Annotated in this window: 17 protein-coding genes and 1 riboswitch; of the genes, 10 read left to right on the top strand and 7 right to left on the bottom strand. The window is 70.5% G+C overall.

The genetic code is table 11. The annotated features are described in order from the left end of the window. Positions 1–3 precede the first annotated feature (3 nt). On the top strand, positions 4–633 hold the full coding sequence (locus OG707_RS02760) for a LysE family translocator (protein WP_329113926.1): 630 nt from the start codon (positions 4–6) through the stop codon (positions 631–633). Here OG707_RS02760 and OG707_RS02755 read toward each other — a convergent pair. From OG707_RS02755 to OG707_RS02740, 4 genes are all read right to left on the bottom strand, one after another. Then, a complete protein-coding gene (locus OG707_RS02755; RefSeq protein ID WP_329113924.1) occupies positions 602–1,105 on the bottom strand; it encodes a DUF6328 family protein in 504 nt (167 codons plus the stop codon). The two genes, OG707_RS02760 and OG707_RS02755, sit on opposite strands and share 32 nt — an antisense overlap. A gap of 57 nt (positions 1,106–1,162) precedes the next feature. Next, on the bottom strand, positions 1,163–1,636 hold the full coding sequence (locus OG707_RS02750) for a C40 family peptidase (protein ID WP_329113922.1): 474 nt from the start codon (positions 1,634–1,636) through the stop codon (positions 1,163–1,165). A gap of 3 nt (positions 1,637–1,639) precedes the next feature. Then, positions 1,640–1,815, bottom strand: a riboswitch (cyclic di-AMP (ydaO/yuaA leader). 291 nt (positions 1,816–2,106) lie between these two features. Next, positions 2,107–2,415, bottom strand: coding sequence for a hypothetical protein (locus tag OG707_RS02745; protein ID WP_329113920.1), 309 nt, complete (start codon positions 2,413–2,415; stop codon positions 2,107–2,109). A 7-nt stretch (positions 2,416–2,422) separates the two neighbouring features. Beyond that, the gene (locus OG707_RS02740) at positions 2,423–3,037 is read right to left on the bottom strand and encodes an ATP-dependent Clp protease proteolytic subunit (protein WP_329113918.1); all 615 of its coding nucleotides are present in this window, start codon (positions 3,035–3,037) and stop codon (positions 2,423–2,425) included. A 71-nt stretch (positions 3,038–3,108) separates the two neighbouring features. Between OG707_RS02740 and OG707_RS02735 the strand changes: the two genes are divergently transcribed. The 7 genes from OG707_RS02735 to OG707_RS02705 all read left to right on the top strand — a co-directional run bounded on the left by OG707_RS02735 (position 3,109) and on the right by OG707_RS02705 (position 7,972). Continuing rightward, on the top strand, positions 3,109–3,384 hold the full coding sequence (locus OG707_RS02735; protein WP_329113916.1) for a type II toxin-antitoxin system Phd/YefM family antitoxin: 276 nt from the start codon (positions 3,109–3,111) through the stop codon (positions 3,382–3,384). 127 nt (positions 3,385–3,511) lie between these two features. After that, positions 3,512–3,814 (top strand): urease subunit gamma, encoded by a 303-nt coding sequence (locus tag OG707_RS02730; RefSeq protein WP_329113915.1) that lies wholly within the window; start codon positions 3,512–3,514, stop codon positions 3,812–3,814. A gap of 16 nt (positions 3,815–3,830) precedes the next feature. Further along, entirely contained in the window at positions 3,831–4,142 is a 312-nt protein-coding gene (locus OG707_RS02725) for an urease subunit beta (protein ID WP_329113913.1), read from the top strand. After that, positions 4,135–5,856, top strand: coding sequence for an urease subunit alpha (locus OG707_RS02720; RefSeq protein ID WP_329113911.1), 1,722 nt, complete (start codon positions 4,135–4,137; stop codon positions 5,854–5,856). The genes OG707_RS02725 and OG707_RS02720 overlap by 8 nt, the downstream gene beginning before the upstream one ends. Further along, on the top strand, positions 5,856–6,518 hold the full coding sequence (locus tag OG707_RS02715) for an urease accessory protein UreF (RefSeq protein ID WP_329113909.1): 663 nt from the start codon (positions 5,856–5,858) through the stop codon (positions 6,516–6,518). Before OG707_RS02720 ends, OG707_RS02715 begins: the two co-directional genes overlap by 1 nt. Before the next feature lie 27 nt (positions 6,519–6,545). Next, positions 6,546–7,223 (top strand): urease accessory protein UreG, encoded by a 678-nt coding sequence (ureG, locus tag OG707_RS02710; protein WP_329113907.1) that lies wholly within the window; start codon positions 6,546–6,548, stop codon positions 7,221–7,223. Next, on the top strand, positions 7,220–7,972 hold the full coding sequence (locus OG707_RS02705; protein WP_329113906.1) for an urease accessory protein UreD: 753 nt from the start codon (positions 7,220–7,222) through the stop codon (positions 7,970–7,972). Before ureG ends, OG707_RS02705 begins: the two co-directional genes overlap by 4 nt. Before the next feature lie 21 nt (positions 7,973–7,993). On the opposite strand, the gene OG707_RS02700 is transcribed toward OG707_RS02705, so the two are convergent. Then, on the bottom strand, positions 7,994–8,278 hold the full coding sequence (locus tag OG707_RS02700) for a DUF4190 domain-containing protein (RefSeq protein ID WP_329113904.1): 285 nt from the start codon (positions 8,276–8,278) through the stop codon (positions 7,994–7,996). 234 nt (positions 8,279–8,512) lie between these two features. Here OG707_RS02700 and OG707_RS02695 point away from each other — a divergent pair, with 234 nt between their 5' ends. Beyond that, positions 8,513–10,114, top strand: a complete 1,602-nt coding sequence (locus OG707_RS02695; RefSeq protein WP_329113902.1) for an alpha/beta hydrolase — start codon at positions 8,513–8,515, stop codon at positions 10,112–10,114. A gap of 55 nt (positions 10,115–10,169) precedes the next feature. Here OG707_RS02695 and OG707_RS02690 read toward each other — a convergent pair whose 3' ends face one another. Both OG707_RS02690 and OG707_RS02685 read right to left on the bottom strand, forming a co-directional pair. Continuing rightward, entirely contained in the window at positions 10,170–11,207 is a 1,038-nt protein-coding gene (locus OG707_RS02690; RefSeq protein WP_329113900.1) for an NAD-dependent epimerase/dehydratase family protein, read from the bottom strand. A 49-nt stretch (positions 11,208–11,256) separates the two neighbouring features. Beyond that, the gene (locus OG707_RS02685) at positions 11,257–11,961 is read right to left on the bottom strand and encodes a lysophospholipid acyltransferase family protein (protein WP_329113898.1); all 705 of its coding nucleotides are present in this window, start codon (positions 11,959–11,961) and stop codon (positions 11,257–11,259) included. Between the two features lie 201 nt (positions 11,962–12,162). Here OG707_RS02685 and OG707_RS02680 point away from each other — a divergent pair, with 201 nt between their 5' ends. Further along, a complete protein-coding gene (locus tag OG707_RS02680; RefSeq protein WP_329113896.1) occupies positions 12,163–12,546 on the top strand; it encodes an SSI family serine proteinase inhibitor in 384 nt (127 codons plus the stop codon). The last annotated feature ends 3 nt before the right edge of the window (positions 12,547–12,549 follow it).

Genomic DNA, 12,549 nt, shown 5'->3' with positions numbered 1-12,549 from the left:
TGCATGGACGCTCAACTGCTCGCATTCACCGGAGTCGCCGCCGGCATGGTCGCCATGCCCGGCGCGGACTTCGCCGTGGTCGTACGGAACGCACTCGCCTCCCGCAGCTCCGGTGTCGCCTGCGCGGTCGGCGTCGCAGGGGGCCTGCTCGTGCACACCGCGCTGGCTGTCGCGGGCCTCGCGGCCGTCCTCGTCGCAGTGCCCGTCCTCTTCCGTACGCTCCAGATCGCGGGCGGGATCTACATCCTCTATCTCGGCTGCCGCGCACTCCACAGCGTGATCCGCCCCGCGCCCGCCCTGCCGGAGAGCGAGGAGAAGGCCACCGACGGCATCGGCCGGTGCCTGCGCCAGGGCTTCCTCACCAATGTCCTCAACCCCAAGGCGCCGGTGCTCTTCCTGAGCCTGCTGCCCCAGTTCGTCCCGCACGGGGCGCCGGTCCTTCCGCGCACGCTCCTGCTGGCCTCGATCGTGGTGGCACTCGCCCTCGTCTGGTTCCCCGCCGTGGCGCTGCTGGTGGACCGGCTCGGGCACTGGCTGCGGCGGCCGCGTACGGCCAGGACGGTCGAGGGTGTCACCGGGACCGCGCTGGCCGGTCTCGGAGTCATCCTGGTGGCCGGTTCCGCGTCTCACTGAGCCCGCGTCCGACCAGCCACGGCAGCAGCGCCCACAGCCCGCCGCAGACGAGCAGAGTCCCCGCCCCCGCCGCGATGCCCTCCGGCATCCCGTGGACGACGTCGACGACCAGCAGCACCGCACCCGCCAGGGCGAGTGCCAGCACCGCCATCCCCGTGCCCGCGAGCCGCGAGGACACCGTCACGATCCGCTCCTTCGCGCCCTGCCCGAACAGGGCGCGGTGCAGGGCGGCCGGTGCGGTGAAGAGCCCTGCCGCCACCACGGTGAGCAGCAGGGTCGTCACATAGGTCCCGCGCTCGAAGGAGTCGAGCTCGGGAAAACGGGTGGTGAAGGCGAGGGTCAGCAGGAAGGCGAAGAGGAACTGGACGCCGGTCTGGACGACCCTGAGTTCCTGGAGCAGCTCGACAAAATTGCGGTCGGCACGCTCCATGCGTGTCTCGTCGCGTTCCGGTCCGGGACCCTCGTCAGTCATGCCGGAGCGAGTATCCCGCCGGCCGGAGGTCATGCCCCCGGCCGGTGGGCCCCGGCGTCAGCGCACGCGTCCGTACCAGACGCTCTTCGTCCAGATCTTCTCCAGCTTGACCACGGAGCCGGTCTTCGGAGAGTGCCAGATCTTCCCGCTGCCGGCGTAGATCCCGACGTGGTAGACGCTCCGCCCGGAGTGGAAGAAGACCAGGTCGCCGCGGGTGCGGCTGCCGGACGAGATGTGGCGCACCTTGTTGTACTGCGCCTGTGCCGTGCGGGGCAGGCTCCTGCCCGCCTTCTTGTACGAGTAGAGCGTCAGCCCCGAGCAGTCGAACCGGGACGGGCCGGCGGCCCCGTACTTGTACGGAGACCCCTTCTTCGATGCGGCGACGTTCAGTGCTTTCGTCGCGAGCGTGGCCGCCTGGGCCTCGGATGCGGCTCCCGGCGCCAGCAGTGTGCCACCGACAGCGGCGGCAGTGAGCACCGTTACGGCGCTGGTCCGGGACAGCAGGGACGGAACACAAATCCGCGCAGTCATGCGCAACCCTTCGTCAACCGCCTGTGAAGGATGACCTGTCGGATTCGGACTGGCGAAGATGCCCGGCCGCCTGCTGGCGGCTTCACCCCAAGGGCCGACCCCGAACTCGGATCGGACCCGTACTGCCTGGGTCCTCCACTCCTGCCGATGCACTCCTGTCGACCAGACGTCCGGGACGGCGGCAGGACTCGACGTCCGCCCGGACCGCCCCGCCGAGGTGGCGGGGGCTTGTCGTCTGCAGGGATCTTGACCCATGAAGTGTCGGATTTCCGAGCGTTACCTGCCGTATGTGAGGCTCGTCACGACTGCCCCGTTCGGGTGGACAGAGCTCCGGCGGTGTCGAGTGTCGAGCCCCCGACGACCGCCGCACCAGGTGCGGAATCGATCATTCCGTACTACGCCTAGGTGGGCTGCGCAACTCATTTAGTACGCAGCGGCTACGCCCGTCTACGCCATCCGGGGGAGGTGGATCAACTCCCCGACGGGGGCGGCACGGTGACCCGCCCCGCCCGGCGCTCCCCGTCCAGCACCCGCAGGGCCGTCGTCAGGGTCCCTGCGTGGAGCCGGTCCTCGCCCCGGGTGTGCATCAGCGTCAGGGCGTCACGGAGTGCGGCGGCCCGGGCGACCAGGGCCTGGGCGGCCCGCAGCGCCCCGTAAGTGTCGTGGCCGCGGGCCGGGTTGATCCGTCCCAGCTGGTCGACCACTTCCAGATAGCTGTCGATGAACTCGCCCTCGGCGCGCGTCAGCGCGGGCAGCGGCGGCAATTCCGGTGGCAGCATCCGCGGGTCACCTCGCGGCCAGTACGTGATCGACCAGTCCGTACTCCTTGGCCGCGACGGCGTCGAAGACCTTGTCCCGCTCGATGTCCGCGGCGATCTGCTCCGGGCTGTGGCCCGTGTGCGTCGCCAGCATCGAAGCCATCAGCTCCCGCATGCGCAGCAGCTCCAGGCTCTGGATCTCCAGATCGGAGGGCTGCCCGTGGACGGGCTCCTCGATGGCGGGCTGCTGTACGACGACCCGCGCACCCGGCAGCGCCGCCCGCTTGCCCGGGGCGCCGGAGGCCAGCAGCACGGCGGCGGTCGAGGCGGCCTGGCCGAGACAGAAGGTCGCCACGTCGCAGGTGACGAGCTGCATCGTGTCGTAGATCGCGGTCATGGCGGTGACCGTGCCGCCCGGCGAGTTGATGTAGAGGGTGATGTCCCGGTCGGGGGCGGCGTACTCGAGATGGATGAACTGCGCGATCACGTCATTGGCCGAGGTGTCGTCCACGGCGGTGCCGATGAAGATGATCCGCTCCTCGAACAGCTTCGAGTAGGGGTCGAGGGTGCGGGTTCCCGTGGTCGTGCGCTCGGTGAACTCGGGCAGTACATAGCGGGCACTGGGGGCGGCGGGGCCGTGCATGGGCATACCTCTCCTCGGGCGGCGCCTCTGTAAAAAATGTACAGGACGTACAGGGCGTTATGATGGGGAGCATGTCCTACGAGATTCCGGTGACGCAAGCCCGTGCGGAGCTTGCCGACTTGATCAACCGCGTCGTCTACGGAGGCGAGCGGGTGGTCGTCACACGCCACGGCAAGCCGCTCGTCGCCCTGGTTTCCGCCGCTGACCTGGAGCGACTCGAGAGCGAGTCGGAGGTCGCGGAGGAGCAGGTGATCAGCTCGGTCTCCTCCGTGCGTTCGTTTCCGTCCGCTCCCGGCGAACGCGGGCGCAGCCGCTTCGGCATCGCGGCGGAGCACCGCGAGCCCTGACTCCGTATACGGGAGCGGTGCCCGTACGCCCGTGGTCGTGCGCGTTCAAAGCTCCAGTTAACGCCCCGGAAAAACTTCCGCCCTACTGTGCGCGAACAGCCAGTGAGGGAAACGGTGAGGTGGAAGCGTGCAATTGACCCCGCATGAGCAGGAACGCCTGCTCATCCATGTGGCAGCGGATGTCGCCGAGAAGCGCCGGGCGCGAGGGCTGCGGCTCAACCATCCCGAGACGATCGCGCTGATCACCTCGCACATCCTGGAAGGCGCCAGGGACGGACGTACCGTCGCCGAACTCATGGCATCGGGGCGCAAGATCCTCACCCGCGACGACGTCATGGACGGCATCCCCGAGATGATCCACGACGTACAGGTCGAGGCGACCTTCCCGGACGGCACCAAGCTCGTCACCGTCCACGAGCCGATCGCCTGACGGGGGAGCGACGCCGATGATTCCCGGAGAGATCCTGTACGCGGAGACGCCCGTGCCCCTCAACGAGGGCCGCCCCGTCACCCGCCTCACCGTCCTCAACGCCGCCGACCGGCCCGTCCAGGTCGGCTCCCACTACCACTTCGCCGAGGCCAACCCGGGCCTGGACTTCGACCGCGCCGCCGCCCGCGGGCAGCGGCTGAACATCGCCGCGGGCACCGCCGTGCGCTTCGAGCCCGGCATCCCCGTCGACGTCCAGCTGGTCCCCTTCACCGGGGCGCGCATCATTCCCGGCCTGCGGGGAGAGACCGGAGGATCCCTCGATGCCTGAGCTCTCCCGTGCCGTGTACGCCGATCTGTTCGGCCCCACCACCGGCGACCGGATACGCCTCGCCGACACCGATCTGCTCATCGAGATCGAGGAGGACCGCTCCGGCGGGCCCGGACTCGCGGGCGACGAGGCGGTGTTCGGCGGAGGAAAGGTGATCCGCGAGTCGATGGGCCAGTCCCGTACGACCCGTGCCGAAGGCGCACCGGACACCGTCATCACCGGCGCCGTCATCCTCGACCACTGGGGCATCGTCAAGGCCGACATCGGCATCCGCGACGGACGGATCACCGGAATCGGCAAGGCCGGCAACCCCGACACCATGGACGGAGTCGACCCCGATCTGGTCATCGGCCCCGAGACCGAGGTCATCGCGGGCAACGGCAGGATCCTCACCGCGGGCACGGTCGACGCGCACGTCCACTTCATCTCGCCGACCATCGTCGACCAGGCGCTGTCGGCGGGCGTCACCACCCTCGTGGGCGGCGGCACCGGGCCCGCCGAGGGCACCAAGGCCACCACCATCACTCCGGGCCAGTGGCACCTTGCCCGGATGTTCGAGGCGCTGGAGGAGTACCCGGTCAACATCGGGCTGCTCGGCAAGGGCAACACCATGTCCCGCGACGCGATGCACTCCCAACTGCGGGGCGGTGCACTCGGGTTCAAGATTCACGAGGACTGGGGGGCGACGCCGGCCGTCATCGACGCCTGCCTGAGGGTCTGCGACGAGACGGGCGCCCAGCTCGCCATCCACACCGACACCCTCAACGAGGCCGGGTTCGTCGGCGACACCCTTGCCGCGATCGCCGGGCGCTCCATCCACGCGTACCACACGGAGGGTGCGGGCGGCGGTCACGCGCCGGACATCATCACGGTCGTCTCGGAGCCGTACATCCTGCCCAGCTCCACCAACCCGACCCGGCCGCACACCGTCAACACCATCGAGGAACACCTCGACATGCTGATGGTCTGCCACCACCTCAACCCGTCCGTTCCCGAGGACCTGGCGTTCGCGGAGTCCCGTATCCGGCCCTCGACCATCGCGGCCGAGGACATCCTGCACGACCTCGGGGCCATCTCGATCATCTCCTCCGACGCCCAGGCGATGGGGCGCGTCGGCGAAGTCGCCCTGCGGACCTGGCAGACCGCGCACGTGATGAAGAAGCGGCGCGGGTCGCTGCCGGGGGACGGGCGCGCGGACAACCACCGGGCGCGTCGCTATGTCGCCAAATACACGATCAACCCGGCCGTCGCCCAGGGCCTCGACCACGAGATCGGCTCCGTGGAGAGCGGAAAGCTCGCCGACCTGGTGCTCTGGGAACCCGCCTTCTTCGGCGTCAAACCGCTGCTTGTGATCAAGGGCGGACAGATCGCGTACGCACAGATGGGCGACGCCAACGCCTCCATCCCGACCCCGCAGCCGGTCATGCCGCGCCCGATGTTCGGGGCCAAGGGGCGGGCGCCCGCGGCCAATTCGTACAACTTCGTCACGCAGACGGCCATCGACGATGGTCTGGAGGAGCGGCTCGGGCTCGGCAAGCAGCTCGTACCGATCCACTCCACCCGGGGGGTCACCAAGGCGGACATGCGGGAGAACGACGCGCTGCCGCGGGTCGCCGTCGACGCGGACACCTTCACGGTGACCATCGACGGGGTGGCGGTCGAGCCCGCGCCCGCCGCCGAACTGCCCATGGCCCAGCGCTACTTCCTCTTCTGATGAGCCGCGCAGCACTGCTCGTCCTCGCCGACGGCCGGTTCCCTGCCGGTGGCCACGCCCACTCCGGCGGGGCCGAGGCGGCCGTCCGCGCGGGGCGGATCCGTGACGCCCGGGACCTGGCCGCCTTCTGCCGGGGCCGACTGCACACCACCGGGCTCACCGCGGCGGCACTCGCCGCCGCGGCCGCGCTCGGACTCGACCCGCTCGGCCTCGACGAGGCGGCCGACGCGCGGACACCCTCACCGGCACTGCGGGCGACGGCCCGCAAGCTGGGCCGCCAGATGATGCGGGCCGCCCGCGCCACCTGGCCGTCCCCGGACCTCGACGCCCTCGCCGCGGCCCGCCCGCGCGGCGCCCACCAGCCCGTCGTCCTCGGCCTCGCCGCCCGGGCGGCGGGTCTCGGCCCGCAGGACGCGGCGCACTGTGTCGCGTACGAGACGGTGAGCAGCCCCGCGACGGCGGTGGTACGCCTGCTGAGCCTCGACCCCTTCGACGCGACGGCGGTACTGGCTCGCCTGGCACCGGAGATGGACGAGGTCGCCCGGCAGGCGGCCGAGATGGCGCGCGGTGGCATCGAGGAACTGCCCGCCCCTTCCGCGCCCCTGCTGGACATCATGGCCGAGGCCCATGCGGCCTGGCCCGTACGCCTCTTCGCATCGTAAGAACGTGCACCACCCAAGGAGCCGCACATGCACCTCGACCACTCCCACGAAGGACCCGCGGCCGTCAGCGCCGATGCCACCCGGCCCGACGGGCGCAGGCGCGCGCTGCGGATCGGGCTCGGTGGGCCCGTCGGGTCCGGGAAGACCGCGACCGTGGCCGCCCTCTGCCGGGCGCTGCGCGCCGAGCTGTCCATCGCCGTCGTCACCAACGACATCTACACCCGCGAGGACGCCGAATTCCTGCTGCGCAACGCGGTGTTGCCGCCCGAGCGCATCCAGGCCGTCGAGACCGGGGCCTGTCCGCACACCGCCATCCGCGACGACATCTCCGCCAACCTCGAAGCCGTCGAGGATCTGGAGGACGCCGTGGGGCCGCTCGATCTGATCCTCGTCGAGTCCGGCGGCGACAACCTCACCGCCACGTTCTCCAAGGGCCTGGTCGACGCCCAGATCTTCGTCATCGACGTGGCGGGCGGCGACGACATCCCGCGCAAGGGCGGACCCGGCGTCACCACGGCCGACCTGCTCGTCGTCAACAAGACCGACCTCGCCCCGTACGTCGGCTCCGACCTGGACCGGATGGCGAGCGACGCGGCGGCGCAGCGCGGCGAACTGCCCGTCGCCTTCACTTCGTTGAAGGCGGAGGACGGAGTCAAGCCCGTCACCGACTGGGTGCGTGAGCAGCTCGCCGGCTGGGCGGCATGAGCATCAGGGCCACCGCCCGCGTCTCAGCGGTCCGGGGCGAGGGCGGGGCCACCCTGCTCCCCGTACTGGAGAGCGCAGGGCCCCTCGCCCTGCGGCGCACGCGTGCACCGGGGGCCGGGGCCAAAGTGACCGTCGTCGGTGCGATGAGTGCGCCGCTCGGCGGCGACCGGCTTGCGATCGAGGCCGAGGTCGGGGCCGGGGCGCGGCTCGCCGTCGACTCGGCGGCGGCCACGATCGCACTCCCGGGCCGGGACGCCGACCGGGCCACGTACGACGTACGGCTCACGGTCGGCGAGGACGCGGAACTGTCCTGGCTGCCCGAGCAGTTGATCTCCGCGTACGGAAGCGATCTGCGGATGCGGACCCGTATCGACCTCGCCCCCACTGCCCGCCTGGTCTACCGCGAGGAGCAGATCCTCGGCCGCCACGGCGAAACCCCCGGCACCCTCACCACCCGGCTCACCGTGCACCGCGCCGGACGCCCGCTCCTGGACCAGGAGTTGAGCTACGGCCCCGGCGCACCCGGCGGCTGGGACGGCGGCGCCGTCCTGGCCGGGCACCGGGCGGTCGGCCAACTCCTCCTCGTGGACCCGGCGTTCGAGGAGAAGAAGCCGGAGGCGAGGATGCTGTCCGAGACAGCGGTCCTCGCCCCCCTGGCCGGCCCGGCCGTCCTCGTCACGGCAGTCGCCGCCGACGCACTCCTGCTGCGCAGGCTGCTCGACGGCGTACTGCGGGACGAGGCCGGGTGACGCGGACCGTCAGCCGCCGGCTCAGCTGCCGACGTACCAGCTGAATCCACCGTTGGACGCGGCCACGGCCAGCAGGATGCCGAAGATCACCAGGTCGGCGATGCCGAGGATCACCGCGGATTTCGCCATCCCGCGACCACCCTTGACGGCTGCCTGTTTCAGGCCCACGGCACCGAACACGATGGCCAGCGGGCCGAGGACGACATTGAAGATGAGCAGGCCGACGATGCCGCAGACGAGGCCCGCGACGGCCAGGCCGTTGGTGCGCGACTCACGGCGCGATGCGCTGGTTCCGTAACCGGACATGAGCACTCCTTGAGTCTCGGGGACATCCGAGTCACCCGTAATGTCCGTTCCATGCCGGGGAGTTGACGGAAATCTCCGGGCGCACCGCTCAGCGGGACCGGCGGGTCCGGCTATCGGATTGGTAAAGAAACATCCGTACGACCTGTTGGCGGGTGCACTTCAGGCGCGAGGATCCCCGGGTACGTACAGAGACGCGCCGCCACAAGCGGCGCTTCACGGAGGGGGAGGTACCACTTGAGACGCACCGCAGTGCTCGGCTCGGCCGGCGCGATCGCCGCCGCGGCGACCCTCATAGCGAGTGCCATGGCAGTCCCGGCGACGGCAGACGGCCGTCACCACGGAGGCGGTCACGGCTCCAGCAGCAACATCGAGGCCTACGGCGCCGCGATCGCGGCCGCGAAGGCCGCGAAGACCGGCATCGACTGGAAGGACTGTCCGGCGGACTGGGGCTTCTCGAAGCCGATCCAGTGCGGCTGGGTGACCGTCCCGGTCAACTACGCCAAGCCCAACGGCAAGCAGATCAAGATCGCCGTCGACCGCGCGGTCTCCACCGGCACCGCGGCCGAGCGCCAGGGCGCGCTGGTCTACAACCCGGGCGGCCCCGGCGGCTCGGGCATGCGCTTCCCGACCCGGGTCACCAACAAGAACCCGCTCTGGACGAACACCTCGAAGGCGTACGACTTCGTGGGCTTCGACCCGCGCGGTGTGGGCCACTCGGCGCCGATCTCCTGCATCGATCCGCAGGAGTTCGTCAAGGCTCCGAAGGCCGACCCGGTCCCCGACAGCGAGGCCGACAAGCTGGTCCAGCGCAAGCTGGCCGCCGCCTACGCGGACGGCTGCGCCCAGCGCAGCGACAAGGACCTGCTGCCGCAGATGACCACGCCGAACACCGCACGCGACCTGGACGTCATCCGGGCCGCGCTCGGTGAGAAGAAGCTCAACTACCTGGGCGTCTCCTACGGCACGTACCTCGGCGCGGTCTACGGGACGCTCTTCCCGAGCCACGTCCGTCGCATGATCGTCGACAGCGTGGTCAACCCCGAGCAGTCGAACATCTGGTACGAGGCCAACCTCGGCCAGGACGTGGCCTTCCAGGGCCGCTGGAACGACTGGGAGGCGTGGGTCGCCAAGTACGACTCCGTCTACCACCTGGGCAACACCCCCGCGAAGGTCGAGGCCAACTGGCTGAAGCTGCGCGCTGCCGCGAAGAAGGCCCCCATCGGCGGGGTCGTCGGACCGGCCGAGCTCCTCGGCTTCTTCCAGAGCGCCCCGTACTACGACTCCTCGTGGGTGCCCGTCGCCTCCACGTGGAGCAAGTACGTCGCCGGTGACACCCAGGCGCTCGTCGACGCCGCAGGCCCCGACATGTCGGACATCGCGGGCAACGCCTCCGCGGAGAACGGCAACGCGGTCTACACGGCGGTCGAGTGCGCGGACGCCAAGTGGCCCACCAGCTGGAAGAAGTGGGACAAGGACAACACCGAGCTCAACAAGAAGTACCCGTTCCTGACCTGGTCCAACGCCTGGATGAACCTGCCGTGTGCCACCTGGCCCACCAAGCAGCAGACTCCGGTCAAGGTCAAGACCGGCAAGGGGCTTCCGACGGTCCTGATCGTCCAGTCCCAGCGTGACGCGGCCACCCCGTACGAGGGCGCCGTGAAGCTGCACCAGGCCTTCAAGGGATCGCGTCTGATCACCGAGAAGGACGCGGGTTCGCACGGTGTGACCGGTCTGGTCAACCCGTGCATCAACTCCAAGGTGGACAGCTACCTGCTCACCGGCAAGACCGACAGCCACGACGTGACGTGCACCCCGCACGCCACCCCCGTGCCGTAGGTCGAGCCGCAGAGGGGCCGGTCGGAGCGATCCGGCCGGCCCCTCCGTGCCGCGGTCAGCGCGCGGCCAGCCAGGCGTCCTCGGCCGCGTAGTCGAAGAGGTCGCCGTGCGGGTCGTACGTCCTGGCCATGTCGGGGAAGGCCACCCGCCAGTCCGCGCCCCGCAGCCGCTCGGCCAGCAGGGCGACGGTCACGGGCAGGGAGTCGGCGTACGAGGTCACCGGCCGGTAGCCCAACTCGCGCTCAGCGGCCGCCATGTCGAGGACGATCGGGTGCGCACCGCTCCACGGGGTCGCCCCGACGGTCTTCTCCGGCGGCGCGCCCTCCACCGTGACGATCTCGCTCCGTACGCCCAGGACTTCGTCGATCGCCGCGCTGATCTCCGCGACCGCCGGAGGCTGCGGATCGCCGCCGTTGAGCACGCGCGTGCCCGGCTTCGACGCGGCGAGACGGATGAGCTCCGCCATGTTGGAGGTGTGCACCGGGTGGAAGGTGCTGCGGCCCCCGTAGGCGAGGATGCGCACCGGCCGCCCGTCCAGCGCCCGCTTGACGAAGAACAGTTCACGCGGCGCCTTGCAGTGCGGCCCGTGGATCGCACCGGCGCGCAGCACCGTCGTGGGCAGCGGGCTCGCCAGCAGCTCCTGCTCCAGCGCGATCTTCCGCCCGGGGTACGTCGTGTCGTCCGCGCCCACGGTGTTCTGCGTCGCGGCCATCGGTACCGGGAAGCGCGGAGCGCCGTCCGGTTCGCCCTGGGTGGCGAGGCTCCGCCCCGCGGAGTCCTCGTACACCGAGAGGCTGGAGATCACCACGGCCGAGCCGATGCGGTCGGCGAGCCCGGACAGCTGCCGGCCGTGCTCCTTCCCGTACGCGACCATGTCCACCAGGACGTCGCAGCCCTCGCCCAGAGCCGCCGCCAGCGCCCCCTCCTCATTGCGGTCGACGGCGACCGCCCGTACCTCCTCGGGCCAGCTCGCGTCGCGTACGCCGCCGCGCGAGGCCGCCCGCACCTCCCAGCCGTCGGCGAGAAGCGCGGGCACCGTCGACCGTCCCAGGAGTCCTGTCGCCCCGACCACAAACGCTGTTCCTCTGCTCATGGACCGACCGTAGGCAGGGACTGATCTTCGCGACCAGGGTGTTTCGCCGTCAGCTCAAGGGCCGGCGCAGGAACTTCCTGGCCTCCTCGGCCTTCACGTCGGCCGCGTATCGGTCCACGTACTCCTGTCCGGAGAGCCCGAGGATCGCGTAGATGATCTCGTCGGTCACCGCCCGCAGAGCGGCCTTCTCGTTCTCCATGCCCGCGTATCGCGCGAATTCGAGCGGCTCCCCGAAGCGGATCGTGACGCGCTTGATCTTCGGCAGCTTCCGTCCCGGCGGCTGGATCTCGAAGGTGCCCACCATCGCGCACGGCACCACCGGCACCTGCCCCTTGATCGCCATCACGGCGACCCCGACCTTGCCCTTGTAGAGCTTGCCGTCGTGCGAGCGGGTGCCCTCGGGATAGATCCCCAGCAACTCGCCCTTGCGCAGCACCCCGAGCCCCTCGCGGACGGCGGCCTGCCCCGCCTCCTTGCCGGACCGGTCCACCGGGATCTGACCCGCGCTGCGGAAGAACGCGGCGGTCAGCCGGCCTCTGATGCCGGGACCGGTGAAGTACTCCTGCTTGGCGAGGAAGGTGATCCGCCGCTTCAGGACGACCGGCATCAGGAAATGGTCGGAGAACGAGAGGTGGTTCCCGGCGACGATTGCCGCGCCGTCCTCCGGGATGTGCTCGAGCCCTTCGATCCTGGGCCGGAAGAGGACTCTCAACAGAGGCCCCAGAAAGATGTATTTGAGCACGTAGTAGAACATTGCGGCCCTGCCCTCCCCGTGATGCGGTGCCGACGCACAGTAGTCGCTGCGGGACCTCCTGCGGAAGCCGCTGACAGGGGGAGATGCCCAGCTCGTACGAGGGAGGACCGGCGTGGCCGCTTGCCGCGCGCCGACGCCGGACGGTGCCCTGGCCTCGCCCCGTGACATCACATCCGTACCGCGAGCCCCAGGAGCCCCCTCATGCGTATCGCCGCACCCCTCGCCGCAGCAGCCCTCGTCGCCCTCGCAGTGGCCGCCCCCGCCCAGGCGGAGCCCACCCCTCCGCGAGGTCTCTTCCTCACGGTCACCGGCGACGAGAACACCTGGATCCGCGGCGTACTGCTGCAGTGCCCGGCGGACGACACCACCCACCACCCGGACGCCTGGGCCGCCTGCGAGGCGCTCGACGAGGCGGGCGGCGACCTGGACCGGCTGCCCGGCGACCCGCACGCGTGCACCAAGGAGTACGCGCCGGTGACCGTCGGCGCGACGGGCACCTGGCGCGGCCGCCCCACCGCCTGGCACAAGACCTTCGCCAACGCCTGTGTGCTGGACGCGGTGACCGGCCCGGTCTTCCGTTTCTGAGCC

Origin of the sequence: Streptomyces sp. NBC_01465 (genome assembly GCF_036227325.1) — a bacterium.
Taxonomy (GTDB): domain Bacteria; phylum Actinomycetota; class Actinomycetes; order Streptomycetales; family Streptomycetaceae; genus Streptomyces.
Note: the sequence above shows the minus strand (reverse complement) of the source record. Positions and strands in the feature narration are given on the sequence as shown.

What these genes read in the sequence shown, in the direction of transcription:
- OG707_RS02685 (WP_329113898.1), bottom strand. Translation starts at nt 11,961, where the DNA reads ATGTTCTACTACGTGCTCAAATACATCTTTCTGGGGCCTCTGTTGAGA.
- OG707_RS02705 (WP_329113906.1), top strand. Translation starts at nt 7,220, where the DNA reads ATGAGCATCAGGGCCACCGCCCGCGTCTCAGCGGTCCGGGGCGAGGGC.
- OG707_RS02735 (WP_329113916.1), top strand. Translation starts at nt 3,109, where the DNA reads ATGTCCTACGAGATTCCGGTGACGCAAGCCCGTGCGGAGCTTGCCGAC.
- OG707_RS02715 (WP_329113909.1), top strand. Translation starts at nt 5,856, where the DNA reads ATGAGCCGCGCAGCACTGCTCGTCCTCGCCGACGGCCGGTTCCCTGCC.
- OG707_RS02750 (WP_329113922.1), bottom strand. Translation starts at nt 1,636, where the DNA reads ATGACTGCGCGGATTTGTGTTCCGTCCCTGCTGTCCCGGACCAGCGCC.
- ureG (WP_329113907.1), top strand. Translation starts at nt 6,546, where the DNA reads ATGCACCTCGACCACTCCCACGAAGGACCCGCGGCCGTCAGCGCCGAT.
- OG707_RS02725 (WP_329113913.1), top strand. Translation starts at nt 3,831, where the DNA reads ATGATTCCCGGAGAGATCCTGTACGCGGAGACGCCCGTGCCCCTCAAC.
- OG707_RS02680 (WP_329113896.1), top strand. Translation starts at nt 12,163, where the DNA reads ATGCGTATCGCCGCACCCCTCGCCGCAGCAGCCCTCGTCGCCCTCGCA.
- OG707_RS02755 (WP_329113924.1), bottom strand. Translation starts at nt 1,105, where the DNA reads ATGACTGACGAGGGTCCCGGACCGGAACGCGACGAGACACGCATGGAG.
- OG707_RS02720 (WP_329113911.1), top strand. Translation starts at nt 4,135, where the DNA reads ATGCCTGAGCTCTCCCGTGCCGTGTACGCCGATCTGTTCGGCCCCACC.
- OG707_RS02745 (WP_329113920.1), bottom strand. Translation starts at nt 2,415, where the DNA reads ATGCTGCCACCGGAATTGCCGCCGCTGCCCGCGCTGACGCGCGCCGAG.
- OG707_RS02690 (WP_329113900.1), bottom strand. Translation starts at nt 11,207, where the DNA reads ATGAGCAGAGGAACAGCGTTTGTGGTCGGGGCGACAGGACTCCTGGGA.
- OG707_RS02740 (WP_329113918.1), bottom strand. Translation starts at nt 3,037, where the DNA reads ATGCACGGCCCCGCCGCCCCCAGTGCCCGCTATGTACTGCCCGAGTTC.
- OG707_RS02760 (WP_329113926.1), top strand. Translation starts at nt 4, where the DNA reads ATGGACGCTCAACTGCTCGCATTCACCGGAGTCGCCGCCGGCATGGTC.
- OG707_RS02700 (WP_329113904.1), bottom strand. Translation starts at nt 8,278, where the DNA reads ATGTCCGGTTACGGAACCAGCGCATCGCGCCGTGAGTCGCGCACCAAC.